Below are 25,514 nucleotides of genomic sequence, written 5' to 3'. Positions count from 1 at the left end.
TTGAGGCACCTCAGAGGTACATGCCGGTGCGGTGCTCCTGCGCCCGGGCCGGCTTGTCGCCCTCGCCGAAGAACCGCTTGCCGCCGAACTCGCCGTGCAGCCGATCGTCCAGCTCGTCGGCGAGGCCGGTCATCACCTGCACGGCCAGCATCAGGTGGGTGGCCTGGAAGTTGCGGCCGAAGACCGGGATCGAGGCCCAGACCGTGTCGTCGGCGCAGTAGAGCCGACCGATCGGCATCCGGTTGGTCAGCTCGGAGAGCTTCACGTAGAGCCGCTCGGTCGGCTCGACCTCGGTCAACACCGGCGAGAAGACGTCGACGAGCGGCGGATTGTCCCGGACCCGCACGAAGACCATGGCCGAGCCGGCTCGGATGTTGATGTCGCCGTCGGAGTCGACCTGCACCTGATCGGAGTTCGACTTCAACATCGTCGAGACGACCGTGCGGACCCGCTCCGCCAGGGCCAGCACGTCGTTCTCACCCGCCTGCGCGGCCGCCGCGGCGGCCAACGCCTCGTCCAGGTCGGCCTCCACGTCCCGGTCCGGGCCGGACTCGCTGCGGGCGGTGCCGAGCGGCTCCGCCGGCAGCGGCTCACCGTCGGCGTCGTGCACCAGGTAGACCAGGAACGCGGGATGCGGGGCGCCGTAGACGTCACGCAGCGTCCGGGACAGCACGGCGGAGAGGCGGGTCGCCTCGTCGACGCCGCAGTCCAGGCCGAACTGCTCGCCGGAGCCCGGCACCACCCCCGGCGGCGACCAGCCCAGCGCCACCATGTCGGCCACCGCCGCCCGATCCAGCCGGTAACCCGGCGGAAGCGTGGCGTTGCCGACCGCCCGGGCCGACAGGCCGCCCTCGTCGCCGGCGTCCGCGCTGACCGAGTAGACGGCGTCCCCGGTCCCGGAGGCCGTCGGGTCCAGCGTGACCTCCAGGTGCCCGCCGGTGGGCAGCCCGCGCAGCCGGTCGGCGAGCGCCCGGGCGAACTCCCGCCAGGCCTCGGTCACCTTGGCCCGCAGATCGGCCGTGGTCGGCTCGTCCAGCAGGATCGAATCGTGCTGCTCCGGCGTGCCGCCGGAAGGCCTGTCGACCGGCGCCGAGGGGTGGTCTGCCGTCATGATCGCCTCCGTCCGTCCCCGCCACCCTACCCACGGTCGGTGCGGGCCGGATCACACCCGACCCGGCTACCGCGCCTCGGTCGTCCCGCCCAACTCCACCGGCCAGGAACCGGCCAGGGCGCTGAGCCGGGCAGCCGCCGCGGCCGGATCGGCGCCGCGCCCCACGGCCACCCCCAGCAGGTACGCGCTGACCGGCGCGCCCGGCCGGAGCACCTGGTGCGCCACGTCCCGGGCCAGGTCGAGCACCGCCGACACCGGCACCTGCGCCGGGTCCAGGCCCAGCTCGGCACAGGCCGCGGTGAGCCAGTCGTCCATCACCGTCATGTCGTCCACTCCTCGGCCCGGCGTACGTCCTCGTCAGTGTCGCAGTCGAACCAGGGCGGCGCCCCGGCACCGGACCAGGCCACCTCCCGGACCGTGGTGCCGGCCAGCAGCTCGCGTACCGGGGCTCCGTCGACCGTCCCGCCCCGGTGCGCCGCCAGCCGGTCGAGGGCGGCCCGCAGCGCCGAGACACGCCAGACCCCGCAGAGCTGCTGCCGCCGACCGTCGCCGTCCAGGTAGCAGGCCAGCCCGTCGGTCGACCTGTCGAGCGCGTGCCGCAGCTCGGCCACCGCCTCGGCGGTGAGCAGGGGCAGATCGGCGGCGAGCAGGGCGACCGTGGGAACATCGGAGCGCAGCCGGGCCAGCCCCGCCGCCGCAGCGGCCACCGGGCCGCCACCGGGGGGTTCCTCGCGGGTCACGAGCACCCCTGGGGGCACCGGACCGGACGAGCCGACCACGACCCGTTCGCTCGCGTCGGCCACGGCCGCCAGCACCCGGTGCAGCATCGGCCGGCCACCGACCGGGCGGCCGGGCTTGTCCACCCCACCCATCCGCCGGGCCGCGCCGCCGGCGAGCAGCACCGCCGCGTACCCGGTCACCGCCTCACCCTACCCAGGGTCGCCGCGCTCGCACCGCCTGCCGGCCCTTGATCGACTGCGGCCCGCCGCACTGGCGGTATCCGCCGCGTCCGACGCAGCCACCTCGCCGCACTGGTGTGAATCACCGGCTCGCTGGTCGTGGGAACGCCGGCCGGGCCGGCCCTGGCAGCGATCGGCCCATGCGCGGCCGGCAGCATCGAGGTGCGGGTGGGGGCGGGTGCGGGAGAGGATGGCGGCATGGGACGGGCGACAGACCGGCGTGGCGTGCTGCGGATCGACCTGGCGGCGACGGGCGACCGGCGGACCCGGGTCCACCGGCAGGACACCCTGGCCGGGGAGGAGCCGCTGGAGATCCGGGTCGGGCCCGCCGGCTCCGGGCGGCGCCGACCGCTCGCGGTGACCATGCGCACTCCGGGCGACGATCTGGACCTGGCGATCGGTTTCCTGCTCACCGAGGGGCTGATCCGGTCGGCGGAGGACGTGCACACCGCGCAGCTCTGCGCCGGGGCGGACACCCCCAACACCTACAACGTGGTCGACGTGGTGCTCTCCCCCGGGGTGCCGGAGCCGGTCACCGACCCGGCTCGGAACTTCTACACCACCAGCTCGTGCGGGGTGTGCGGGAAGGCGAGCATCGAGTCCGTGCGCACCCGCTCCCGGTTCGCCGTGCGGGAGGACCCGCTGGAGGTCACCGCCGAGCTGCTGGCCGGGCTGCCCGACCGGTTGCGCGCCGCGCAACGCGCCTTCGACCGCACCGGTGGCCTCCACGCGGCCGGGCTCTTCGACGCCGACGGCGAACTGCTGGTGCTGCGGGAGGACGTGGGCCGGCACAACGCCGTGGACAAGGTGGTCGGCTGGGCCGCCCGGGCCGACCGGTTGCCGCTGGCCGGCCACCTGCTGCTCGTCTCCGGTCGGGCCAGCTTCGAGCTCACCCAGAAGGCGTGGATGGCCGGAGTGCCGCTGCTGGCGGCGGTCTCCGCGCCCAGCACGCTCGCTGCCGAACTGGCCGAGGAGGCCGGAATGACGCTTGTCGGCTTCCTGCGCGGGGCGACCATGAACGTCTACACCGGCCCGCAGCGCGTGCCCGGCTGACCACACCCGGCGACGACACCGGCTCAGCCGGGCGGGCGGCGCAGGCTCAGCCGGGCGGGCGACGACGGCGGCGGCGCAGTACGGTCCCGCCGGCGCCGACCGACCAGCCGTCGAGCTCGGACGGGGGAAGTCCGCGGCGCAGCACGTCGTCGAGGAGCACCGCCAGCGGGTATTCGGGGTGGGCCGCGAGCACCCGCTCCAGGGCGACGGCGGCCAGCGCGCCGTCCCCGACCCGCCAGGCGGCGAACGAGAGCAGCGTTCCCGGCGCCGCGGTCAGGTCCGGCTCGGCCCGGCGGAAGACGTCGGTCCAGAGACTGATGTCGGCGTCCCGGCCGTCGGTGCGGGACCAGGCGTGGTCCCGCACCGCGACGTGGGTGAGGAGCACGGTCAGCCACGCCACCTCGTCGTCGTCGAGCCGCTCGCCGCGCCGCTGCCGACGGAACGCGGCGCGCACCGCCGCCGTGCCGGCCGAGCGCACGGCCCGAGCCTCCTCGCGCCGCTCGCCGGGGGACGCTCCGGCCGGCCGGCCACCGGACGGAGGGCCGTCCGCCCGGGCGCGACCCGCCGCATCGCCGCGCTCGGCCCGGCCCACCGGAGCGCCCTCGGGCGACCCGTCGCCGGGCGGCACGCCGGTGAGCGCGGCCAACCGGCGTCGGGCCCGCCCGGTGGCGCGGCGCATGGCGAGTCGGACCGGACCGTCGAGCGGTGCCACCTGCGCGGCCAACGCGGCACGGTCGGGCAGGGCCACCTGACCGGCGAAGACAGCCGCGGCGCTGACCTGGCTGGCGGCCGGGTCGTACGGGGTGCCGTCGGCCGGGCAGCAGGCCGGCTCGTCGCAGAGGTAGGACCACCAGCGGCCCTCCGTCACCCGGAGGGCGTCGAGGACGATCAGCCCGGCCCCGTCCAGCGCCTCGCCGACCGCGTCCACGACGCCGGTGACCCGGGCAGCCGGGCCGTAGCCGATGACCGTGGCGGCGTCGGCGTCCTGCCGCACCACCACCTGTGCCAGGTGCCGGGCCGCCGGGCCCGGGTCGGCCCCTCGTTCGGGCAGGTCGCACCGGGCGGCGAAGACGACACGCCGGCCCCGCATCGCGACCACCACGACGCTGTCGGCCGGGTGGAAGCCGATCAGGTAGGGCACGGCGGCGACCAGGTCGGCCGGGGAACGGACGGAGAGGCGGGGGCGCTCGGTCGAGTTCATGTCGGGAGCGTCCGTGGCGGACGGCAGCCACGGGGGGCCCTGTGGACGACACGCCGTCCATCCACAGACACGCAGCGTATCGGCCCAGGTCGAGGTCGATCGGCGACGACCAGGGTCCGGCACGACCCCCGAATGTCCCCGGTAGCGGCTACCTTGCGGTCATGGACCTGGCGTACCTGCGGGCACACCCGGCGCACCTGCCGACCTTCCTGACCCACCAGCGGATCCGGGAGACCCCGGTCGCGGGCGGCGACATCTGCGCCGCCTCGCGACTCACCCTGGACGACGGGCACTCCGTCTTCACCAAGAGCTGGCCGGAACGGGCGGCGCGGCCGGTGCCCGACGGCTTCTTCGCCACCGAGGCGGCCGGTCTGCGGTGGCTGCGCGAGGCCGACGCGGTGCCGGTGCCCGAGGTGCTGGTCGCGCTGCCGGAGCTGCTGGCGCTCGACTGGGTGGAGCCGGGCGAACCGGGGCCGGCGGCGGCAGAGGAGTTCGGCCGCGGCCTGGCCGGGCTGCACCGGGCCGGCGCGAGCGCCTTCGGCGCGGAGTGGACCGGGTTCATCGGCGCGCTTCCGCAGGACAACACGCCCGCACCCGGGCCGTGGTCGAGCTGGTTCGCCAGGTGCCGGCTGCTGCCGCACCTGCGGGCGTCGGTCGACCGGGGCGCGCTCACCGCAGCCGCGGTGGCGCTGGTCGAGCAGGTCATCGACCGGGTCGGCGAGTTCGGTGGCGACGAGCCACCGTCCCGGGTCCACGGCGATCTCTGGCCGGGCAACCTGCTGTGGGGTGCCGACGGCCGGGTCTGGCTGGTCGACCCGGCGGCGCACGGCGGCCACCGCGAGACCGACCTCGCCCAGCTCGCGCTCTTCGGCGGCCCACCTCACCTCGACCGGATCCTGGCCGCCTACCGGGAGACCTGGCCGCTCGCCGACGGCTGGCGCGAGCGGGTGCCGCTGCACCAACTGCACCTGCTGCTGGTGCACACCGCGCTGTTCGGCGAGGCGTACGCGGAAGCGGTGGCCGCCGCCGCACGGGCTGCGCTCCGGGCCTCCGGACGCGCTACGGTCGACGGATGACCGCCTCCCGGACGACGGCCGACGGGCCTCTCGCCGACCGCTACGGTCGTGTCGCCCGGGACCTGCGGGTCTCGCTGACCGACAAGTGCAACCTGCGCTGCACCTACTGCATGCCGGCGGAGGGCCTGCCCTGGCTCGCCGGCCCCCAACTGCTGACCGACGACGAGATCGTCCGCCTGGTCGGCGTCGCGGTGCGCCGGCTCGGCGTCACCGAGGTGCGGTTCACCGGCGGCGAGCCGCTCATCCGGCCCGGGCTGCCCGGCATCGTGGCGGCCGTGGCCGCGCTGTCGCCCCGGCCGCGCATCTCGTTGACCACCAACGGCATCGGCCTGGCCCGCCTCGCGCCGGCGCTGCGCGCGGCCGGGCTGGACCGGGTGAACGTCTCGCTGGACACGCTCGACCGGGACCGGTTCGCCGCCCTGACCCGGCGGGACCGGCACGACGACGTGCTCGCCGGGCTGGCCGGCGCGGCGACCGCCGGGCTGACCCCGGTGAAGATCAACGCTGTGCTGATGCGCGGCGTCAACGACGACGAGGCGCCGGCCCTGCTGCGGTTCGCCCTGGCCCACGCCTACGAGCTGCGGTTCATCGAGCAGATGCCGCTGGACGCCCAGCACGGCTGGGACCGGTCGACAATGGTCACCGCCGACGAGATCCTGGCCGCCCTGCGTGCCGAGTTCGCGCTGCGGCCCGACCCGGCCGACCGGGGCGCCGCGCCGGCGGAGACCTGGCTGGTGGACGACGGGCCGGCCCGGGTGGGGGTGATCGCGAGCGTGACCCGGCCGTTCTGCGGTGACTGTGACCGCACCCGGCTCACCGCCGACGGCCAGGTGCGCAACTGTCTCTTCGCCACCGACGAGTCCGACCTGCGGGCCGCGCTACGGGCCGGCGTCGACGACGAGGAACTGGCCCGCCGCTGGCGCGTCGCGATGTGGGGCAAGCGCGCCGGGCACGGCATCGACGACCCGGCGTTCCTGCAACCCGTCCGGCCGATGTCCGCGATCGGCGGTTGACGGTGGAGTTGACCGTCCGCTATTTCGCCGGCGCCCGGGCCGCCGCCGGTCGTGCCGAGGAGACCGCATCCGCCGGCCGGTCGCTGGACGAACTTCTCGACGACCTGGCCGCCCGGCACGGCGACCGGCTGGCCGTGGTGCTCAAGGCGGCGAGTTTCCTGGTCGACGGCGTCGCCTGTCATGATCGTCAGACGCCGTTGCCGGCCGGGGTGACGGTGGACGTGCTGCCACCCTTCGCGGGCGGCTGAGGGAGGCCGACGTGCTGGCGATGGCGACATTCGTGGGTTTCGTCGTGCTCGTCATCGGCCTGATCCACTTCTACCTGTGGAAGCGGATGGTCCGGGACACCACCCGCCCGGGGCGGGTGCGCCGGGTGGGGGCGGCGGCAGCGATCCTGCTCGCGCTGCTCGTGCCGGCGACCATGGCCGGCACCCAGAACGGCTTCTACTGGCTGGCCTGGCCGGGCTACCTCTGGCTGGCTGTGATGTTCTACCTGCTGGTGCTGCTGCTGGTGCTGGAGGCGCCGACCGCGGTGCTCCGGTTGGTCCTGCGCCGGCGCGCCCGCCGGGCCACGACCGCGGGGCCGGAGCGCGAGCCGGCGCTTGTCGGCACCGGCACCCCGGCCCGGTCCGGCGGCGCCCGCCCGCCGGCCCGCATCGGCGACGCCGCCGGGCCGACGGCTGCGGCGGACCACGACCCGTCCCGCCGGTTGCTGCTCGCGCGCGGCGCGGCGATCTTCGCCGGGCTCACCGCCGCCGGCGTGACCGGGTACGGCGTCCGCACCGCGATGGGGCCACCCCGGCTGGACCGGGTGCGGATCCCGCTCGCGAAGCTGCCCCGCAGCATGGACGGGTTGCGGATCGCGACCGTCTCCGACATCCACCTCGGGCCGCTGCGCGGCCGGGCGCACACCGAACGGATCGTCGCGATGATCAATCGGCTGGACGCCGACCTGGTCGCGGTGGTCGGTGACCTGGTGGACGGCTCGGTGGCGGAGCTGGGCGCCGCGGCGGAGCCGCTGCGCGACCTGCGCTCCCGGTACGGCAGCTTCTTCGTCACCGGCAACCACGAGTACTACTCCGGCGTCGAGGAGTGGGTCCGCGAGGTGGACCGGCTCGGCCTGCGGGTGCTCCAGAACGAGCGGCAGGAGATCCGGGCCCGGGGCGGGGTGCTGGACCTGGCCGGCGTCAACGACGTGACCGCCGCCGGCACCGGGCTGGCCGCACCCGCCGACTACGCCGCCGCGCTCGCCGACCGCGACCCGAGCCGCCCGGTGGTGCTGCTGGCCCATCAGCCGGTGGCCGCGCACGAGGCGGCGAAGTTCGGCGTCGACCTGCAACTGTCCGGGCACACCCACGGCGGCCAGATGGCACCGTTCAACCTGGCGGTGAAGCTCCAGCAACCGGTGGTCTCCGGTCTGGGCGAGGTGGACGGCACCAAGGTCTACGTCACCAACGGCGCCGGCTTCTGGGGCCCACCGGTGCGGGTCGGCGCTCCGCCGCAGGTGACGCTGGTCGAGCTGCGCGCCCCGTAGCGGGTGAGGGCTGCCGCGTCCGGCACCGCATTGCTCAGGTCACGAGTACGCGTGGCGGCGGGCGGGTAGCCAACCGGGCATGACAGGATGCGGCGTGCCTCCGTTCAGCGCCGCACCCCCCGGTGGCCTCCCGCCCTACGTCGCGGATCTGCACATCCACTCGAAATACTCGCGCGCGTGCAGCCGTGACCTGACCCTGCCGAACCTCGGCTGGTGGGCCCGGCGCAAGGGCATCGGGGTGCTCGGCACCGGCGACTTCACCCATCCCGCCTGGTACGACCACCTGCGCGAGACGCTGCACCCGGCCGAGCCCGGCCTCTACCGGCTGTCGCCGGAGGCGGAACGGGACATCGCCCGGCGACTCCCGCCCCGGCTGGCCAGCGAGGCGGAGGCGGACCCGGTCCGGTTCATGCTGAGCGTGGAGATCTCCACCATCTACAAGCGGGACGACCGGACCCGCAAGGTGCACCACCTGATCTACCTCCCGGACCTGGACGCGGTGGGCCGGTTCAACGCCGCGTTGGGCCGGATCGGCAACCTCGGCTCGGACGGGCGGCCGATCCTCGGGCTGGACTCCCGCGACCTGCTGGAGATCACCCTTGAGGCCAGCGGAGACGGCTACCTCGTGCCGGCGCACATCTGGACGCCCTGGTTCTCCGCGCTCGGCTCGAAGTCCGGCTTCGACGCGATCGCCGACTGCTACGCCGACCTGGCCGAGCACATCTTCGCGGTGGAGACCGGGCTCTCCTCCGACCCGGAGATGAACTGGCGGGTCGGCAGCCTGGACCGCTACCAGTTGGTGTCGAACTCGGACGCCCACTCGCCGCCGGCGCTGGCCCGGGAGGCGACCGTCCTCACCGCGGCGCGCGACTACTTCGCGATCCGCGAGGCGCTGCGCACCGGGGACGGGCTGGCCGGCACCGTCGAGTTCTTTCCCGAGGAGGGCAAGTACCACGCCGACGGCCACCGCCTCTGCGGGGTGAACTGGTCGCCGGAGCGGACCCGCGAGGCGGGCGGGCGCTGCCCGGAGTGCGGCAAGCCGCTGACCGTCGGTGTGCTCAGCCGGGTCGAGGCGCTCGCCGACCGGCCGGCGGGGCACCGGCCGGCGCACGCCCGCGAGGTGGCCCACCTGGTGCCGCTGGCCGAGATACTCGGTGAGCTGAACCGGGTGGGAGCGCGGTCGAAGAAGGTCGAGGGCAAGCTCAACGAGCTGGTCGCGGCGCTCGGCCCGGAGCTGGAGATCCTGACCCGTACCCCGGTGGAGGAGATCGGCCGCGTCGGCGGCGAGCTGCTCGCGGAGGGCATCGGCCGGCTGCGCCGCGGCGAGGTGCGCCGGGTGCCGGGTTACGACGGTGAGTACGGGGTGATCACGCTGTTCGATCCGGCGGAACTGGACGGATCGGGTGGCGGCGGGCAGGAGGCGCTCTTCGACGTACCCGTGCCCGCGCCGCGGCGGCCCGCGGAGGCGGCGGCGAAGCCGAAGGCCAGGCGCCCGGCGGAGGCGCGGCCGGAGCCCGCGCGCAAGCCGCCCGCGCCCCCGCTCGCACCGCCGCCGTCCCCGCACGAGCCGTTCGAGCCGATGCTGGCCGGCATGGAGGAGGTGGGCACCGGCCTGCTCGACCGCCTGGACGCGATGCAGCGGGTGGCCGCGTCGGCGCCGGGTGGTCCGCTGCTCATCGTGGCCGGGCCGGGCACCGGGAAGACCCGGACGCTGACCCACCGGATCGCCTACCTGTGCGCGGAGTTGAACGTCTTCCCGGACCAGTGTCTGGCGATCACGTTCACCCGCCGGGCGGCGGAGGAGCTGCGGCACCGTCTGGACGGGCTGCTCGGGCCGGTCGCCGAGGACGTCACGGTGGGCACGTTCCACGCGCTCGGCCTGACCGTGCTGCGGGAGAACGCGGCGGCGGCCGGGCTGCCGGCGGACTTCCGGATCGCCGACGACGCCGAGCGGGCGGCGGCCCGCGCGGAGGCCGGCGACGACGACGAGCGGTATGCCGCGCTGCTGCGCAAGCGGGACCTGGTGGACCTGGACGAACTGCTCACGCTGCCGGTGGCGTTGCTGAAGGGCGACCGGAAGCTGGTCCGGGACTACCGGGAGCGGTGGAAGTGGATCTTCGTCGACGAGTACCAGGACGTCGACGCGGTCCAGTACGAGCTGCTGCGGCTGCTCAGCCCCGCCGACGGCAACCTGTGCGCGATCGGCGACCCGGACCAGGCGATCTACTCGTTCCGCGGCGCCGACGTCGGCTACTTCCTGCGCTTCTCGCAGGATTTCACCGACGCCCGGCTGGTCCGGCTGAACCGCAACTACCGCTCCTCCGCGCCGATCCTGGCCGCCGCCGTGCAGGCGATCGCGCCGTCGTCGCTGGTCCGGGGTCGCCGGCTCGACCCGGCCCGGCTCGACCCGGAGGCCCCGCTTGTCGGCCGGTACGCCGCGTCCACGGTCGCCGACGAGGCCGACTTCGTGGTCCGCACCGTCGACGAGCTGGTCGGCGGCCTGTCCCACCGGTCGTTCGACTCCGGTCGGGTCGACGGGCGGGCGACCTCGCTCTCCTTCTCCGACATCGCCGTGCTCTACCGCACCGACTCGCAGGCCGCGCCGATCGTGGACGCGCTGGCCCGGGCGAACATCCCGGTGCAGAAGCGCTCGCACGACCGGCTGCGCGACCGTCCCGGTGTGGCCGCCATCGCCCGCGAATTGCGCCACGCCGGCCTCGACGGTCCGCTGACCACCCGGGTACGCGAAGCCGGCCGGATCGTGGCGGAACGCTTCGCCGTGCCGACGCTCGACGGCTCCGGCGCGGTACGCCCCGAGGACGTCCGCACGGCGGTGGACCTGCTCACGCCGCTGGCCCGACGCTGCGACGACGACCTCGGGTCCTTCCTCAGCCAGCTCGCCACCGGCGCCGAGGTGGACGCGCTGGACCCGCGCGCCGAGGCGGTCACGCTGCTCACCCTGCACGCGGCGAAGGGCCTGGAGTTCCCGGTGGTGTTCCTGGTCGGGGCGGAGGACGGCCTGTTGCCGCTGCGCTGGCCGGGCACCGAGCCGGACGAGGACGCGGTGGCCGAGGAGCGCCGGCTCTTCTTCGTCGGGCTGACCCGGGCGCAGGACCGGCTCTACGTCAGCCACGCCGCCCGGCGCAGCCGGCACGGCACCGAGCGGGAGACCCGGCCGACGCCGTTCCTCGACGTGATCGACCCGGCCCTGTTCGACCGCCTCGGCGCCACCGAACCCCGCCGCCCGCGCGATCACCAGCTCCGCTTGATGTGAAAGGAGGGGCCCCCTGTTAACGCATTCGGTATAGGAGGGGCCCCCTATTAACAACCGCATGCTCAGGTGAGCACGGCGGCGAGCCACGCGCCGGCGAGGATCGCCGGGCCGAACGGCAGCGGGGTGTCCCGGCGTATCCGGCCGGCGGCGAGCAGCACGAGCACCGTCAGCCCGGCGAGCACGTGCGGGAGAAGCAGCCCGAGCCGGAGCGTCGGCCAGCCGAGCCAACCCAGCGGGAGTCCGAGGGCGGCGGCGAGCTTCACGTCGCCGAAGCCGAGCCGGGCGCCCGGCAGCAGCGCGAGCAGCGCGTATCCGCCCAGGGACAGGCCGGCACCGGCCAGCGCGGTTGCCGCACGGCTCGTGTCGCCGGTGATCGGCGTGGTCGCGACCAGGCCCAGCCCGCCGAGCGCCACCGCGCCGACCAGCGCATCGGGCAGTCGTAACGCCACCAGGTCGGTCACCAGGAGAACCAGGCCGGCAGCCGCGATCAGCAGCAGCACCGGCAGCGCGGGCCCGGTGCCGTGCGTGGCGGCCAGCCCGCCGAACACCACGGCTCCGACCCCGCTCACGCCGCCCCGGCTCGGGGCGGCGCACGCTCGCGTCGCCCGTTCGGGACCCACGCCACCGCCGACCGCGGCCCCACCGCAAGGAGCGCCACCGCCGACGGTGCCGTCGGGAGGCACGCCACCGCCGACCGCGGCCCCACCGCAGGAAGCGCCACCGCCAACGGTGCCGTCGGGCGAGGGGCCGACGAGGAGGCGGCCGAGCGGCACCGCGACCAGGCCGGCCGGCGCGCCCAGGAGCGCCGCCCCCGCCACCGACGCCACCGACACGGGCCGGGACGCTACCGCCCGGCCGCCCTCCGGGTCGCCCCGTTCCCGGCTGCCGGCGTGGTCCGGCGCGGACGTTCGGTGCGCACCACCACCGCCACGCCGGCCACGATCACCACGCCGCCGAGCAGCACCTGCGCGGTGACCGGCTCGGCGACGAACAGGGCGCCGAGCGCCACCGCGACCGCCGGGTTCACGTACGCGTACGTGGAGACCAGGGAGATCGGCGCGTGGGCGAGCAGCCAGACGTACGCGGTGAAGGCGATCAGGGAGCCGGCCACCATCAGGTACGCCAGCGCCGCCCAGGACCGTCCGGTCACCTCGGCCGGGCTGAAGTCGCGCAGTTCGCCGCGGGCGGCGGCGATCCCGGTGAGCGCCACCGCGCCGGCCACCATCTCGTAGACGGTCGCCACGAACGGGTCGGCCGGCATCCGGATCCGGCCGGCCAGGTACGAGCCGACCGACCAGCTGACCGCGCCCGTGACGACGGTCAGCGCGCCGGCCAGCGGCACGCCGTCGACACCGTCGCGGGGCAGCACGAGCAGGACGAGACCGGCGAAGCCGAGCGCCACCCCGGCGAAGGTCCACGGGCGGGGGCGGTCCCCGCCGGCGGTGCGCAGCACCACCACGAGGAGCGGAACGGTGGCGACCAGCAGCGCGGCGACGCCGGAGGGCACCGCGTCGCCGGGCGGGCCGGACTCGGCGACCACCACCAGCCCGTTGCCCCCGGCCAGCAGCAGGACGCCGACCAGCGCGGCCGAGCCGAGGCGGCGGGGCGGCACGCGCAGCGACCCGGGCCCGCGCCGCAGTCGCAGCACCAGTGCGAGCACTCCGGCGGCGGCGGCGAACCGCATCGCGGCGGAGGTGAGGGGTGGCAGCGACTCGACCGCGATCCGGATGCCCAGGTAGGTCGAGCCCCAGAACAGGTAGACCAGTGCCAGTGCGGTCCAGATCAGGGCGGTGCGGGCCGGCGGCGCCGGGGTTCCGGTGGCGTCCGTCGCACTCGTGGGGCGTGAGCTCATCGGTGGACCACGCTACGGTGGCCACGGCGTCGGCGTTGCCCTTCGGTGGCCGGCCGCTCAGCACTGGCGTACGCAGGAGGCGTTCATGTCGAACTTCGGACCACCGGGCGGCGGAGCACCCGAGCCGTGGGGAGCACGACGCCCCGATGACGGCTACGCCCACGACCCGCATCGCGGGCCGGGGCCGGGCGGCCCGCAGTACGGCGGCCCACCGCAGCAGTACGGCCCACCCCAGCAGTACGGGCCGGCGCCGGAGTGGGCCGACGCGCCGCCGCACCAGGGCTACCCGGCCGGCCCCGGCCACCCCGCCGGACAACCGGCGTACGACGCCGGGCAGCCCACGTATGCCGGGCAGCCCGGGTACGACGCCGGGCAGCCCACGTACGCCGGGCAGCCCACGTACCCGGGCGGACAGTTGCCGTACGCCGGAGGGCAGTCGCCGTACCCGGGCGGCCCACCGCCGTATCTCGCCGGGCCGGGGCCCTACGACGAGCCGACGCCGCCCAAGCGGGGCCGGGGCCCGTTACTGGTGGTGGTGATCGTGCTGGCGGTGCTGCTGCTCGGCGGTGCCGGGGCATACTGGCTGCTCGGCCGGGACGGGGAGAGCCCGCCGGCCGGGACGACGGCCGCCACCGCGCCGGCCGCGGATCCGACGGCGGCGCCGAGCGACGCGGCGGAGGCGACGCCCACGGCGGCGGCCCCGGCCTCGTCGACCGATCCGCGCTTCGTCAAGGCGGGTCAGTGCGTGGCCAACGAGGGCGGGAGCGGCCAGCCGAAGCTGGTGATCGCCGACTGTGCCCCGAAGACCTACGAGGTGCTGCGCCGGATCGACGGCGCGACCAGCGGCAAGAAGGACGCCGAGGCGAAGTGCGGCAAGGTGGCCGGCTACACCGACTGGTACTTCTTCGACAGTGAGCTGGACACGCTCGACTTCGTGCTCTGCCTCAAGCGACGGTAGGTAAAACTAGGGCTGTCTAGCATCCACGCTAGACAGCCCTAGCTTAAGGTCGAGGCCGACACGCGGTAGCCGCCTCTACGCATGTCTAGCCTGACCGCTAGACGAGCCGATACTGTGCGATTCGTGGATCCCGTCCGCAACCCGTACGCCCCGGGCGCCGGCCAGCGCCCGCCCGAACTTGCCGGGCGGGGGCGGGAGCTGGACGTCTTCGACGTGGTGTTGGAACGCATCGCCCGGGGCCGGCCGGAACGCAGCCTGATGCTCACCGGGCTGCGCGGGGTGGGCAAGACGGTCCTGCTCAACACGCTCCGCTCGGAGGCGATCAACCACCTCTGGGGCACCGGCAAGATCGAGGCCCGGCCGGACCAGTCCCTGCGCCGACCGATCGCCGCCGCACTGCACATGGCGGTCCGGGAGCTGGCCCCGCGACACCGCGCGCCGGACCGCATCGACGGCTTCCTCGGCGTGCTCAAGGCGTTCGCCCAGCGCTCCACGCCGACCGGGCGTGCCGGCGCGGCGCCGAAACTGCGCGACCGGTGGCAGCCCGGCATCGACGTGCCCGCCGCCAGCGGCCGGGCCGACTCCGGCGACATCGAGATCGACCTGGTCGAGCTGCTCAGCGACGCGGCGGCGGTCGCCACCGACGTCGGCACCGGCATCGCGATCTTCATCGACGAGATGCAGGACGTCGGCGCCGAGGACGTCTCCGCGCTGTGCGCCGCCTGCCACGAGCTGTCCCAGCTCGGCGCGCCCCTGATCGTGGTGGGCGCCGGCCTGCCGCACCTGCCGGCCGTGCTCAGCGCCGCGAAGTCGTACTCCGAACGGCTCTACCGCTACCAGCGGATCGACCGGCTGGACCGGATCGCCGCCGACCAGGCGCTCTGCGCGCCGGCCGAGCGGGAGGAGGTCGAGTACGAGCAGAAGGCGCTCGACCTGCTCTACGAGAAGTCCGGCGGCTACCCCTACTTCGTCCAGGCGTACGGGAAGGCCACCTGGGACCACGCGCCCCGCTCACCGATCACGGCGGCCGACGTCCGGGTCGCCGCTCCGGAGGCGGAAGCCGAGCTGGCGGTGGGCTTCTTCGGCTCCCGGTTCGAGCGGGCCACCCCGGCCGAACGCGAATACATGCGCGCCATGGCCACGTTGGCGCTGGTGGACGGCGAGGAGGGCGTCCGGGACGACATGGACGCCGCGGTGCCCACCGCCGAGATCGCGCGGGCGCTCGGCCGCAAGCCGGCCAGCCTCTCCCCGGCCCGGGACGCGCTGATCAAGAAGGGCCTGATCTATTCGGGTGAGCGGGGGACGGTCGCCTTCACCGTGCCGCACTTCGGCCGCTACCTGCGCACCCAACCGGCCTGAGCGTCGGCGGTGTCACCCTGTCAGACCCGCGACCAGGGCGGCGGGAAGACCACCTCGCCGGCCGGGGGCGGTGGCTCCTCGGCGACCGACGGCGGCAGCACCAGCGCCTGCCACGGCTCGCCCAGCCCGGACCAGGGGCTGGTCAGCCCCAGCCGGTCCGCCGGGCCGAAGCCGAACCGCCGGTAGTATGCCGGGTCGCCCAGCACCACCACCAGCCGCTCGCCCAGCTCGGTGGCGGCGTCGAGCGCCGCCTGCACCACGGCGGTGCCGTGCCCGACGCGGCGGCGGTGCGGGGCCACCGCCACCGGACCGAGCGCCAGCGCCGGCCAGCCGCCCGCCTCGGTGCGGACCCGCACGCGGCTGAGCAGCGCGAACCCCACCACCTCGCCACCGTACTCGGCGATCATGGCCAGTTCCGGGATCCACGCGGCGCTGTGCCGCAACTCCTCGACCAGGCCCACCTCCGGCGGGGTGGCCACGTCGGGTCGGGCGAACGCGGCAGCGAGCACCCGGGCCACCGGCGCCTCGTCCGCCGGGTCCTCCGGGCGTAGTCGCAGCGTCGTCACCCGCGCGACCTTACCGAACACGGCCGGCCCATCAGCGACGGTCGCTGAAATCGATGCCGGACGGACGTCGATTCCTTTCGTGTGTTGCAGGGGTGACGGGGCCGACGACGGGGTATGACTGAAAGCATGAAGCCCGTGCGCTCCCTCGCCCGAGTCATGTTGAGCGGCATCTTCGTGGTCAGCGGCGCCCGCAACCTGCGCAACCCGGAACGGCTGGTGCCCGCCTCCGAACCGGTCACCGACAAGATCGCCCCGCTGATCCGGAACCTGCACCCGCGCATCCCGACCGACACCGAGACGCTGATCCGGGCCAACGCCGCGACGCAACTGGTCGGCGGTCTGATGCTGGCCACCGGCCGGTTCAGCCGCCCGGCCGCGCTCGTGCTCGCCGGCACCCTGCTGCCGACGACCGCCGCCGGCCATCCGTTCTGGAACGACGACGACCCGAGCGCGCGCAACAACAACCAGATCCACTTCCTGAAGAACCTCGGCCTGCTCGGTGGGCTCCTCCTCGCCGCCGCGGACACCGAGGGCAGGCCGGGCCTGCGCTGGCGCGCCGGCCACCGGATCGACCACTCGCGCCGGTCGGTCAAGCGCGCGGTCCGCACCGCCCGCCGCGAGGCGAAGATCGCCGTACGCTCCGCGGCAACCGCGCGCCGGATGCCCGGCTGACCTGCACCCGCACGGCCACCACCCCCCGCAAGGCCACCAATCACCTGAACCGTCCGAGACCCGTTAACGCGGCGGAAATGTCGCAAACACGTGTGGGATCGGACACGGTCGCGTAACGCGGGAGGCAGCATCGTGAGGCACCGTTCTAGGCTCCGTTCCGGACCTGGACGGGCACGACGACCTTGGTACGGGGGTGGCCACGCCATGCCGACGACAGTCGGTAGACGGACCAACCGCCTCACACCGGCCCCCCGCGTCGTCCTCGGGGTCGACCAACGGATCGCCGTACGCGCCGGCGTCGTGGCCGCCGTGGCGTACGCCGCCTGGCTCGCCATCGGCGCCTTCGGCCGGCCGTACAACTTCTTCGACATGAAGATCTACCACGGCGCTGTGGTGTGGTGGGCGAACGGCAACGAGCTGTACGACTTCGTCGCGCCCTCGACCACCCTCGGCTTCACCTACCCGCCGTTCGCCGGCCTGGTCATGCTGCCGATGTCCTGGCTGCCGGTGGACGCCGCCGGGTTCGTCAACGCGCTGGCCAGCATCGGTGTGCTCGCCGTCGTGCTGGCGGCGTTGCTGCGTCCCATCGTGGACCGGCTCGGCTGGTCGCTCTGGTTCACCGTCGGCATCGCCACCCCGCTCGCCGTGGCCATCGAGCCGTCCCGGGAGACCCTCGGCTACGGCCAGGTCAACCTGCTGCTGTTCGCACTGATCATGGCGGACCTCGTGGGTCTGCGCTGGCGGGCCAGGCGCGGCACCCACCACGAGACCGCCCAGACGCCGCTGGCCCGCTTCGTCTACAGCGGCGCCTGGGCCGGGGTCGGCATCGGGCTCGCCACCGCCGTCAAGCTCACCCCGGCGCTGTTCATCGGCTACCTGATGCTCACCCGCCAGTGGCGGGCGGCGTGGATCGCGGTCGCCACCGCGGTCGGCGTGACACTCGGGACGTTCGGCGTGGTCGGCGCGGAGTCCCGCACCTACTTCACCGACGTGCTGTGGCAGACCGAGCGGGTCGGCGCCGCCGACATGACCGCCAACCAGTCCCTCGCCGGCCTGCTGGCCCGGCTCTACGACTCGATCGAGACGCCCGGGCTGCTCTGGCTCGCGTTCTCGGTGCTGGTGCTGGCGCTGGGTCTGTCCCGGGCGATCAGCGCCCGCGCCGACGGCGACGAGCTGACCGCGTTCACGCTGGTCGGGCTCACAGCCAACGTGATCAGCCCGATCTCCTGGTCGCACCATCTGGTCTGGGTGATCCCGGCGGTCGTGGTGCTGGCCGACGCCGCGGTACGCCGCCGCGACGCCAGCCGTGGCCTGCCGCTGCGCGGCAACGCGCCGCCGGTGACGAACGGTGTACCCGCGCTACGCCCGCCGATCTGGTATCCCACGCTGACCGGGCTCCGGCACGCGGCCGGCGCGCTCGGGCTCTACCTGCTGTTCCTGATCTCGCCGATCTGGCCGTACGAGCACCAACTCCCCGAGGTGTCCCACTATCAGGACGGCCTGTTCGGCGCGTTGATGGAGAACTCCCTGGCCATCGCGCTGATCCTGCTGGTCGCGGCGCTGCCCTGGCGCCCCGGCGCCGAACCGGCCTTCCATGCCGACCGGCTGCCCCGCACCGCCCAGCCCGCCGCCCGGCGCTGAGCGGCGGCCCGACTCAGGGGCAGTTCACCCATTCCTCGGTGCCGTCGTCGAAGACCTGCCGTTTCCAGATCGGCAGCCGCGCCTTCACCTCGTCGACAAGCCGGGCGCAGGCCGCGAACGCCGCCGCCCGGTGCGCGGTGCTGACGGCCGCGGCCAGGGCTACGTCCCCGATCTCCAGCGGGCCGACCCGGTGCGACACCGCCACCGCGTGGACCGCCGGGTCGGCGGCGATCTCGGCCGCCACCTCACGCAGCACCGCCTCCGCGGAGGGGTGACCCTCGTATTCCAGTCGGGTGACCGCCCGCCCGTGGTCGTGGTCGCGGACCACGCCCTGGAAGGAGACCACCGCACCGGCGCGGCGGTCGGCGACCGCCGCCTCGTGCGCGGCCAGGTCGAGCGGCCGGTCGGTGACCGTGCCGAGCACCACGCGAGCCTCCACGGTCATGAGCGCTCCCCCGAGGTCAACGGCAGTGGCACGAGCGGAACCCGGTCGCCCACCGCGCCGCTGGTGCCGGGCCGGATCACCGCGAAGCCGTCCGCGCCGGCCAGGCCGCGCAGCATCGCCGAGCCGACGTGCCGCACCGGGTGGGCGGTGCCGGCGACCCGGTCCCAGCGGGCCAGCGCGAGGTGGGTGTGGTCCCCGCGCCCGGGGATCGGCTCCGCCAGGGTGACCTGCGGCAGCACCGGCATCGGCCGGCCGGTGAGACCGGCCAGCAGGGGGGCGACGAGGGAAACCAGGGCCACCACCGCCGACTGCGGGTTGCCCGGCAGGCCGGCGACGAAGCGCACCCGGCCGTCGCCGTCGACCAGCCGGGCGAGCAGCATCGGGAAGCCGGGGCGCACCGCCACGGTGTTGACCACGTAGTCCGCGCCGAGCGCCTCCAGCGTCGGGTGCAGGTGGTCGACCGGGCCGTGCATGGTGCCGCCGGTGGTGCAGACCAGGTCGGCGTTGGCGAGCGCGCCGCGCAACGCCGCGACGTGCGCGGGCAGGGTGTCGGCGACCGGCCCCACCACGTCGCCGGCCCGCACCTGGCAGCCGTAGCGGCGCAGCCAGGCGGGCACCGACGGGCCGAGCGCGTCACGAACCCGGCCGGCGCCCGGCGTGCCCGAGGTGAGCAGCTCGTCGCCGAAGACCAGCAGCGCGGCCCGGGGGGCACGGCGGACCCGCAGGGTGTCGTGCCCGCAGGACGCGGCCAGGCCGATCACCGCCGGGTCGACAGGTGTGCCGGCGGGCAACAGCTCCTCGCCGAGGTGTGCCTCCTCGCCCGGCTCGCGCCACTCCGGATGCGGCCGGGGCGTGCCCGCCACCCGGCCGTCCGCCGCCCGGGTCGACTCCTCGATCCGCAGGATCGCGGTCGTGCCGGCGGGGACCATCGCGCCGGTGGCGATCTCCACGGTGGTGCCGTCCGCCGCCAGCGGGGGCGCGGTGTGCCCGGCGAGCACGCGGCCGACCACCTGCCACGGCCCCGCCCCGCGCACCGCCCAGCCATCCACGCTGGAGGTGGGGAACGCCGGCAGGTCGGTCCGCGTGGTCAGCGGCTCGGCCAGGGTCTGCCCGTCGGTGTCGGCCAGCGGCCGGGCGACCGCCGGGAGCGCGGCGGAGAGACCTACCGCGTACACCCGGGAGCGGGCCTCCTCCCACCCGGCCGGCGGGGGCGCGCCCACCTCGGCCGCGGCGGCTTCGGTTTCCGTGCTCATCCGGCGAGCCTAACGCCGGGGCACGCCGCTCGGGGGTTCAGTGGTCGCCGCCGCGAAGCTGGTCGACCGCGTGCCGCAGGATCGGCCCGAGCACGGCCAGCCCGTCCCGCGCCCCGCCGCGCGAGCCCGGCAGGTTGACCACGAGCATCCGACCGCAGACCCCGGCCAGGCCACGGGACAGCGCGGCGGTGGGCACCGCGTCGCGGCTGTGCGCCCGGATCGCCTCGGCGATGCCGGGGATCTCGTAGTCGAGCAGCGCACCGGTCACCTCGGGGGTGCGGTCGGTCGGGGTGATGCCGGTGCCACCGCTGGTCAACACCACGTCGACACCCTCGTCCCGGGCGGCGCGCAGAGCGTCGCCGACCGGGTCGCCGTCGGGCACCACCACCGGCGCGTCCACCGTGCAACCGAACTCCCGCAGGCCGGCGACGAGCAGCGGGCCACTGGTGTCCTCGTAGACCCCGGCGGCGGCCCGGTTCGACGCCACGACCACCCGCGCCCGGATCACGGCCGGTCCTCCGGCCGGGCCCACTCGCCGGTCTTGCCGCCGGACTTGCGGAGCACCCGGACGGCGTCCACCGAGGCGGCCGGGTCGACCGCCTTGACCATGTCGACCAGGGCCAGCCCGGCGACGGCCACGGCGGTCAGCGCCTCCATCTCCACCCCGGTGCGGTCGGCCGTCCGCGCGGTCGCGGTGATCTCCACGGTGTCGTCGGTGAGGTGCAGGTCGACGGTGACGCCGTGCAGTGCGATCGGGTGGCAGAGCGGGATCAGGTCGGGGGTGCGCTTCGCCCCCATGATCCCGGCGAGCCGGCCGACCGCGAGCGCGTCGCCCTTGGGCAGGCCGTCGCGGCGCAACAGGTCGACCACCTCGGCGGTGGTGCGGAGCCGGCCAGCGGCGACCGCGAGCCGGCCGGAGACCGGCTTGGCGGAGACATCGACCATCCGGGCCGCGCCGGCCGGATCGACGTGGGTGAGCTGCGCGGGTTCGGTCACCGCCCGACCCTATCCGGCGGGTACGACGCAAGCAGCATACCGGCTGTGCGCCCGGGCCATTCGGACGGAGCAGGCCCGATTAGCGCCGCTCGACTGGCATCTCGACCTGGCCCAGCGGAAAGGGATTGCGCTGATTTCCGGCTCCGCCACGAATCTCCTCGCGGCCCCTAGGCCCACCCCTACGCCTGCCCGCCGACCGGCCATGCACGGGGTACCTTCCCCTGAACCGGAGTCAAACCCGGCTGAAGTGCGGATGAGATGTCGACGCATTGCGGTGAGACTGATGAAGCCCAACGGCGGGGCAGGTAGGGACAGTTGCGGTCCGCGATGGAGTCGGTACGGAAAGGAAAGGATTAGACGCGCTCCGCACTCTTCTGCAAACGGATAGTTGCGACAAGCCAACCTATTTGCGCATATTGCATATAGTTACATATTTTTTTCTAAACACCACGTTCCTGACTTAATCTTTCTTCGTCAGAAGCCGCGCCGGAAAATCCCGGGCGCCGACGATCGGAGGAGGCAGGAACATGCGTGGGACCGACTGGAACTGAAAGCAGAACCAGCATCACAGGGCGTCCGAGGTAGGCTCTTGCCACAGCCGGCGCAGCACCTGGGAGCGGCGTGAATTCTTCCCAGCGACGCGAGATCGAGACCGACAGGCGGCTACGGCTGCTAGTCGGTCTCGTCGTCGTGGCGGCAGCAGTGGTGGTGCTGACATCACTTCCCGGCGCACTCGTCGACTCGATTCCCGCCTCGGCTTACGACGTCGCCATCCTGGTGATGCTGACCTTCATGATCGCGGTCGGCACTCTGGTGAAGGCCCGCATCCGGATCCGATCCACCACGCAGTCCATCAGTTGGAACGAGACCGCCATCGTCATCGGTGCCGCGGTCATCCCGCTGCCCTGGGTGGTGCTGTGCACCGTCGTCGGAATCGCGCTCGCCTCGCTCCAACTCTCGCCGATCAAGATCGCCTTCGGGATCGGCAAGAACGTCCTGGTGGCCTTCGGCGCAGGTCTCACCCTCACACTCCTGCAATGGACGTGGCCTCCGCTTCACCCGTTCGGCATGCTCGCACCGCTCGCCATCGCCTACCTGGCCGTCGCGGTCATCGACGACCTGCTCGCCATCCCGGTCATCGCGCTTGCCTCCGGCACCCACGTGCGCCGGCAGTTCCTCACGAATCTCGACCTGCGCATAGCCGGCTTCGTGGTGCGCTTCGTAGTCGCCGTATGCACTTTGGCGATCCTGTCGATCGACCCCCGGCTACTGCTCGCCGTGCCGCCCCTGGTGCTCAGCCTGCACCTGGCCTACTCCACCCGGATTCGCACCCGCACCGAGCAGCAGGCCTGGCAGCGGCTCGCCCGCACCACCGACGCGCTCAACGTGGTCGACCTCGACCAGGTGCTGACCACCGCCGTCACCGAGGCGGCCGAACTCTTCTCCGCCGACGAGGTGGAGATCGAGCTGCGCGAGGGCGGACGCACCGTGCGGGGCGGCGCGGCCGGGATCACCTACGACGGGACCGCGCCGCGGCCCAGCGAGACGGCCGGCCGGATCGTGCCGGTCTCGCTGGAGGGCCACGACCGCACCGAGAACACCGGCGAGCTGCGGCTCCGCTTCGCCGGGCCGGTCGAGCTCTCCGAGCGGGAGCAGTACACCCTGCGTACCTTCGCCTCCGCCCTGTGCACGGCGGTCCGCAACGCCCAGGCGTACGCCGAACTCGCCCGCATCGCCGCCGACAACGCCTACGCCGCCACCCACGACGCCCTCACCGGCCTGTCCAACCGCCGCCACCTGCTCGACGAGGGCACCGCGCAGCTCACCACCCGGCACGCCGAGGGCGTCACCGCTCTGGTGCTGATCGACCTCAACCATTTCAAGGAGGTCAACGACACCCTGGGGCACGGTGCCGGCGACCAGGTGCTCATCCAGGTCGCCGGCCGGCTGCGCGACGCGGCCCGCCCGGACGACCTGGTCGCCCGGCTCGGCGGCGACGAGTTCGCCGTGCTCCTGCGTGGCCTGCCCGCCCCGGCGGTCGCCGCGCACCGCGCCGAGGCCCTGCTCGCCACCCTGCACGACCCGCTCGACCTGGACGGCATGCGGATCAGTGTGGAAGCCAGCGGCGGTATCGCCGCCGCCCCCGCCACCGGCGGGATGCCGGAACTGCTCCGCCGCGCGGACGTGGCGATGTACCAGGCCAAACGCGCCGGCCAGCGGACCGCCACGTACGCGGCGACGCGCGACACCGCCGACCTGAACCGGCTCACCCTCGGCGGGGAACTGCCCCGGGCCGTCGCCGACCACGAGTTCACTGTCAATTTCCAGCCCATCGTCGAGTTGGGCAGCGGCCAGGTCGTCGGCGCCGAGGCGCTGGCCCGCTGGCACCATCCCACCCACGGTCTGATCGACCCGCTGCGCTTCCTCGAAGCGGTGGAACGCTCCGGGCTGCTGCCCGCGTTCGCCGAAGCCATCCTCGACCAGGCGCTGATCGCCGCCGGCTCGTGGCGCGACGCCGGTTTCGACCTGCCCGTCTCGGTGAACGTGTCACCTCGCAGCCTCCTCGACGCCCGCTTCCCCGGCGCGGTGCTGGCCCGGCTGCGGGCCCACGACATCCCTCCGGACCGGCTGGTGCTGGAACTCACCGAGACGCTCACCCTCAGCCAGCTCGACGTGGTCGACCGGGTGCTCAGCCGGCTGCGCGACTCCGGCGTCCGGCTGGCCCTCGACGACTTCGGCACCGGCTACTCGTCGCTGTCGCTGCTCTCCCGCATCCCGGTCCACGAACTCAAGATCGACCGCAGTTTCGTCACCGCCATGGAGGCCGCGCCCGAGGCCGCCGCCGTCATCCGCTCCACCCTCGACCTGGGCCGCAGCCTCGACCTCACGGTGGTCGCCGAGGGCGTGGAGAGCGAGCCGCAACGCCGCGCGTTGTGGGAACTGGGCTGCGCGGCCGGGCAGGGCCACCTGTTCGCCCGGCCGCTGTCCGCCGGTGCGCTGCTCGCCGCGCTCCAGCGCGGCGCCGGCGGTCGCCCGGGCGCGCTTGCCCGGCCGCTGCACGACGCCGGCGCCGTCATCCGCCTGCCCGGCCGCCGCGCCGGCAACGCCCGCAACCGCCCCGGCCCGCCCGCCGCGACCGACGCCCGCCACCCCTGACGACCCGGCCGGGCCAGCCCGCCGGTCTGCCAGACTGGCCCGCGTGACCGCCAAGGCCGAGCCGGCCAGCCCCGCCACCCGCCGCCTGTCGAGGCTCGACACCGCCGCCGATGGGCTCGCCCTCGACCTGGCCCTCTACGCCACCGCCGCCGCCTTCGCCGCGGTCACCGCCGCCACCTCCACGCTGTCCCCGCACCGCGCCTGGGGCGCGGTCGCGACCGTCGGGTACGCCCTCGCCACGCTCGCCGCGACCGCCCAGCTCCTCGCCCGCCACCGCGACCCTCGCACACCGTTGGCCGGGCTGCCCGCCCGCTGGGCGGTCACCGGTCTCACCTGGGCCACCACCGCGCTGCTGCCGGTCGTCGTGCAGAGCGTCCAGCGGGCGGCCGGCCGCACCGACCGGGCCCAGGAGGAGGTGATCGTGGTCGAACACGCGGGCATCCGCCTCGCCGAACACGGCACGCCCTACCTCGGGCCAGACGCGATCACCGCCCTGCCCCCCGGTGAGCAGCTCCTCGGCTACACCCCCTACCAGCCGGGCATGGCGCTGTTCGGGCTGCCCCGGGCCGCCGCCGACGCCTGGTGGACCGACGCCCGCGTCTGGTTCGCCGTGGCCACCGCGCTCGCCCTCGCCACTCTGGTCGCCACGCTGCGCGCCGACGGGGGTGCGACCACGCCGCGCCGCCGCGCCGCCGTGCTGCGCGCCGTCCAGGCCGCCACCGTCCTGCCCGTCAGCGCGCTCACGCTCGCGACCGGCGGCGACGACCTCCCCGTACTCGCGCTCTGCCTGCTCGCCCTCGCGCTCGCCGCCGCCGGCCGGCCCGGCCGCGCCGGCCTCGCGGTCGGAGCCGCCGGCGCCCTGAAACTCTTCGCCTGGCCGGTCGCGCTCGTGCTGGTCTGCTGGGCCGCCACCCGACGGGCCGGCACCCGCACCGCGCTCGGCGCCCTCGGCCTGCCCGTCCTCGCCCTGCTCCCGGTGCTGCTCGTCGACTCCGACGCGCTTGTCGAGAACGTGCTGCGCTTCCCGCTCGGCCACGGCCTGGTCACCAGCCCGGCCCAGTCCCCGCTCCCCGGGCACCTGATCGCCGAGACGCTGCCCGCCGGGCGGGCGGTCGCCGCCGCGCTGCTCGTCGCGGTCGGCCTGGCGATCGCCGTCCGGCTGCTGCGCCGCCCGCCCCGCACCGCCGCCGCCACCGCCCTCATCTGCGGGTACGGGCTGCTCGCCGCGATCGGTCTGATGCCCTCCACCCGCTTCGGCTACCTGCTCTACCCGGTCGCCCTGCTGGTGCTCGCCCCGGCGCTGGCGCTCGCCGAGACCTCGACCGGGGAAAACCGGGCGGCCGGCATTAGCGGCAACCGCCCGGCGGGACCCGGCGGGAAGGCGTACACCTGAGG

Annotated in this window: 23 protein-coding genes; 12 read left to right on the top strand and 11 right to left on the bottom strand. The window is 74.6% G+C overall.

Annotated features, from left to right (window positions below; translation table 11 throughout):
- Positions 1-10: 10 nt before the first annotated feature.
- The 3 genes from AB0H28_RS19335 to AB0H28_RS19325 all read right to left on the bottom strand — a co-directional run bounded on the left by AB0H28_RS19335 (position 11) and on the right by AB0H28_RS19325 (position 2,031).
- Positions 11-1,111 (bottom strand): hypothetical protein, encoded by a 1,101-nt coding sequence (locus AB0H28_RS19335; protein ID WP_358041637.1) that lies wholly within the window; start codon positions 1,109-1,111, stop codon positions 11-13.
- A gap of 66 nt (positions 1,112-1,177) precedes the next feature.
- Complete coding sequence (locus tag AB0H28_RS19330) at positions 1,178-1,435, bottom strand: DUF6457 domain-containing protein (protein ID WP_358041633.1); 258 nt, start codon at positions 1,433-1,435, stop codon at positions 1,178-1,180.
- Entirely contained in the window at positions 1,432-2,031 is a 600-nt protein-coding gene (locus AB0H28_RS19325; protein ID WP_358041630.1) for an NTP transferase domain-containing protein, read from the bottom strand. The genes AB0H28_RS19330 and AB0H28_RS19325 overlap by 4 nt, the downstream gene beginning before the upstream one ends.
- Before the next feature lie 237 nt (positions 2,032-2,268).
- Here AB0H28_RS19325 and fdhD point away from each other — a divergent pair, with 237 nt between their 5' ends.
- Positions 2,269-3,123 carry a formate dehydrogenase accessory sulfurtransferase FdhD gene (gene fdhD, locus AB0H28_RS19320; protein WP_358041628.1) on the top strand — a complete coding sequence of 285 codons (855 nt, stop codon included), beginning with the start codon at positions 2,269-2,271 and terminating at the stop codon, positions 3,121-3,123.
- A gap of 46 nt (positions 3,124-3,169) precedes the next feature.
- Here the strand turns inward: fdhD and AB0H28_RS19315 are convergent, their stop codons facing one another.
- Positions 3,170-4,324 (bottom strand): DUF4192 domain-containing protein, encoded by a 1,155-nt coding sequence (locus tag AB0H28_RS19315; protein WP_358041625.1) that lies wholly within the window; start codon positions 4,322-4,324, stop codon positions 3,170-3,172.
- 161 nt (positions 4,325-4,485) lie between these two features.
- Here AB0H28_RS19315 and AB0H28_RS19310 point away from each other — a divergent pair, with 161 nt between their 5' ends.
- The 5 genes from AB0H28_RS19310 (at position 4,486) to AB0H28_RS19290 (ending at position 11,221) form a co-directional block, all read left to right on the top strand.
- Positions 4,486-5,400, top strand: coding sequence for a fructosamine kinase family protein (locus tag AB0H28_RS19310; protein ID WP_358041622.1), 915 nt, complete (start codon positions 4,486-4,488; stop codon positions 5,398-5,400).
- Positions 5,397-6,413 (top strand): GTP 3',8-cyclase MoaA, encoded by a 1,017-nt coding sequence (gene moaA, locus AB0H28_RS19305; protein ID WP_358041619.1) that lies wholly within the window; start codon positions 5,397-5,399, stop codon positions 6,411-6,413. The genes AB0H28_RS19310 and moaA overlap by 4 nt, the downstream gene beginning before the upstream one ends.
- Before the next feature lie 2 nt (positions 6,414-6,415).
- Entirely contained in the window at positions 6,416-6,661 is a 246-nt protein-coding gene (locus AB0H28_RS19300) for a MoaD/ThiS family protein (protein WP_358041882.1), read from the top strand.
- A gap of 11 nt (positions 6,662-6,672) precedes the next feature.
- Positions 6,673-7,947: a metallophosphoesterase gene (locus AB0H28_RS19295; protein WP_358041616.1), complete on the top strand. Its 1,275-nt coding sequence runs from the start codon at positions 6,673-6,675 to the stop codon at positions 7,945-7,947.
- Positions 7,948-8,041: 94 nt separating this feature from the next.
- Positions 8,042-11,221, top strand: a complete 3,180-nt coding sequence (locus AB0H28_RS19290; RefSeq protein ID WP_358041614.1) for a UvrD-helicase domain-containing protein — start codon at positions 8,042-8,044, stop codon at positions 11,219-11,221.
- A 62-nt stretch (positions 11,222-11,283) separates the two neighbouring features.
- Here AB0H28_RS19290 and AB0H28_RS19285 read toward each other — a convergent pair whose 3' ends face one another.
- Positions 11,284-11,790, bottom strand: a complete 507-nt coding sequence (locus AB0H28_RS19285; RefSeq protein ID WP_358041612.1) for an A24 family peptidase — start codon at positions 11,788-11,790, stop codon at positions 11,284-11,286.
- 275 nt (positions 11,791-12,065) lie between these two features.
- The gene (locus AB0H28_RS19280; RefSeq protein ID WP_358041610.1) at positions 12,066-13,073 is read right to left on the bottom strand and encodes an EamA family transporter; all 1,008 of its coding nucleotides are present in this window, start codon (positions 13,071-13,073) and stop codon (positions 12,066-12,068) included.
- An 85-nt stretch (positions 13,074-13,158) separates the two neighbouring features.
- Here AB0H28_RS19280 and AB0H28_RS19275 point away from each other — a divergent pair, with 85 nt between their 5' ends.
- Positions 13,159-14,031, top strand: coding sequence for a flagellar basal body protein FliL (locus AB0H28_RS19275; protein ID WP_358041608.1), 873 nt, complete (start codon positions 13,159-13,161; stop codon positions 14,029-14,031).
- Positions 14,032-14,154: 123 nt separating this feature from the next.
- The gene (locus AB0H28_RS19270) at positions 14,155-15,390 is read left to right on the top strand and encodes an ATP-binding protein (RefSeq protein WP_358041605.1); all 1,236 of its coding nucleotides are present in this window, start codon (positions 14,155-14,157) and stop codon (positions 15,388-15,390) included.
- Between the two features lie 20 nt (positions 15,391-15,410).
- Here AB0H28_RS19270 and AB0H28_RS19265 read toward each other — a convergent pair whose 3' ends face one another.
- Positions 15,411-15,956 carry an N-acetyltransferase gene (locus tag AB0H28_RS19265; protein ID WP_358041602.1) on the bottom strand — a complete coding sequence of 182 codons (546 nt, stop codon included), beginning with the start codon at positions 15,954-15,956 and terminating at the stop codon, positions 15,411-15,413.
- Between the two features lie 126 nt (positions 15,957-16,082).
- Here AB0H28_RS19265 and AB0H28_RS19260 point away from each other — a divergent pair, with 126 nt between their 5' ends.
- Both AB0H28_RS19260 and AB0H28_RS19255 read left to right on the top strand, forming a co-directional pair.
- A complete protein-coding gene (locus tag AB0H28_RS19260) occupies positions 16,083-16,628 on the top strand; it encodes a DoxX family protein (protein ID WP_358041599.1) in 546 nt (181 codons plus the stop codon).
- 204 nt (positions 16,629-16,832) lie between these two features.
- Positions 16,833-18,269 (top strand): glycosyltransferase 87 family protein, encoded by a 1,437-nt coding sequence (locus tag AB0H28_RS19255; protein ID WP_358041596.1) that lies wholly within the window; start codon positions 16,833-16,835, stop codon positions 18,267-18,269.
- A gap of 13 nt (positions 18,270-18,282) precedes the next feature.
- Here AB0H28_RS19255 and AB0H28_RS19250 read toward each other — a convergent pair whose 3' ends face one another.
- From AB0H28_RS19250 to moaC, 4 genes are read right to left on the bottom strand one after another with little or no spacing between them, the layout of a single operon-like run.
- A complete protein-coding gene (locus AB0H28_RS19250; RefSeq protein WP_358041593.1) occupies positions 18,283-18,714 on the bottom strand; it encodes a molybdenum cofactor biosynthesis protein MoaE in 432 nt (143 codons plus the stop codon).
- Complete coding sequence (locus tag AB0H28_RS19245; RefSeq protein ID WP_358041591.1) at positions 18,711-19,967, bottom strand: molybdopterin molybdotransferase MoeA; 1,257 nt, start codon at positions 19,965-19,967, stop codon at positions 18,711-18,713. Before AB0H28_RS19245 ends, AB0H28_RS19250 begins: the two co-directional genes overlap by 4 nt.
- A 37-nt stretch (positions 19,968-20,004) precedes the next feature.
- Positions 20,005-20,475 carry a MogA/MoaB family molybdenum cofactor biosynthesis protein gene (locus tag AB0H28_RS19240; RefSeq protein ID WP_358041588.1) on the bottom strand — a complete coding sequence of 157 codons (471 nt, stop codon included), beginning with the start codon at positions 20,473-20,475 and terminating at the stop codon, positions 20,005-20,007.
- Positions 20,472-20,963: a cyclic pyranopterin monophosphate synthase MoaC gene (gene moaC, locus AB0H28_RS19235; RefSeq protein ID WP_358041585.1), complete on the bottom strand. Its 492-nt coding sequence runs from the start codon at positions 20,961-20,963 to the stop codon at positions 20,472-20,474. Before moaC ends, AB0H28_RS19240 begins: the two co-directional genes overlap by 4 nt.
- 621 nt (positions 20,964-21,584) lie before the next feature.
- Here moaC and AB0H28_RS19230 point away from each other — a divergent pair.
- Entirely contained in the window at positions 21,585-24,119 is a 2,535-nt protein-coding gene (locus AB0H28_RS19230; protein ID WP_358041582.1) for a bifunctional diguanylate cyclase/phosphodiesterase, read from the top strand.
- A 43-nt stretch (positions 24,120-24,162) separates the two neighbouring features.
- On the top strand, positions 24,163-25,512 hold the full coding sequence (locus tag AB0H28_RS19225; protein ID WP_358041579.1) for a glycosyltransferase 87 family protein: 1,350 nt from the start codon (positions 24,163-24,165) through the stop codon (positions 25,510-25,512).
- The last annotated feature ends 2 nt before the right edge of the window (positions 25,513-25,514 follow it).

Origin of the sequence: Micromonospora sp. NPDC050980, assembly GCF_040653835.1 — a bacterium.
Classification (GTDB): domain Bacteria; phylum Actinomycetota; class Actinomycetes; order Mycobacteriales; family Micromonosporaceae; genus Micromonospora.
Note: the sequence above shows the minus strand (reverse complement) of the source record. Positions and strands in the feature narration are given on the sequence as shown.

Bases quoted from the DNA above. Each gene is read 5' to 3' on its own strand.
- AB0H28_RS19315 (WP_358041625.1), bottom strand. From the start codon at position 4,324: ATGAACTCGACCGAGCGCCCCCGCCTCTCCGTCCGTTCCCCGGCCGAC.
- AB0H28_RS19250 (WP_358041593.1), bottom strand. From the start codon at position 18,714: ATGACCGTGGAGGCTCGCGTGGTGCTCGGCACGGTCACCGACCGGCCG.
- AB0H28_RS19310 (WP_358041622.1), top strand. From the start codon at position 4,486: ATGGACCTGGCGTACCTGCGGGCACACCCGGCGCACCTGCCGACCTTC.
- AB0H28_RS19335 (WP_358041637.1), bottom strand. From the start codon at position 1,111: ATGACGGCAGACCACCCCTCGGCGCCGGTCGACAGGCCTTCCGGCGGC.
- AB0H28_RS19275 (WP_358041608.1), top strand. From the start codon at position 13,159: ATGTCGAACTTCGGACCACCGGGCGGCGGAGCACCCGAGCCGTGGGGA.
- fdhD (WP_358041628.1), top strand. From the start codon at position 2,269: ATGGGACGGGCGACAGACCGGCGTGGCGTGCTGCGGATCGACCTGGCG.
- AB0H28_RS19260 (WP_358041599.1), top strand. From the start codon at position 16,083: ATGAAGCCCGTGCGCTCCCTCGCCCGAGTCATGTTGAGCGGCATCTTC.
- moaA (WP_358041619.1), top strand. From the start codon at position 5,397: ATGACCGCCTCCCGGACGACGGCCGACGGGCCTCTCGCCGACCGCTAC.
- AB0H28_RS19330 (WP_358041633.1), bottom strand. From the start codon at position 1,435: ATGACGGTGATGGACGACTGGCTCACCGCGGCCTGTGCCGAGCTGGGC.
- AB0H28_RS19255 (WP_358041596.1), top strand. From the start codon at position 16,833: ATGCCGACGACAGTCGGTAGACGGACCAACCGCCTCACACCGGCCCCC.
- AB0H28_RS19280 (WP_358041610.1), bottom strand. From the start codon at position 13,073: ATGAGCTCACGCCCCACGAGTGCGACGGACGCCACCGGAACCCCGGCG.
- AB0H28_RS19245 (WP_358041591.1), bottom strand. From the start codon at position 19,967: ATGAGCACGGAAACCGAAGCCGCCGCGGCCGAGGTGGGCGCGCCCCCG.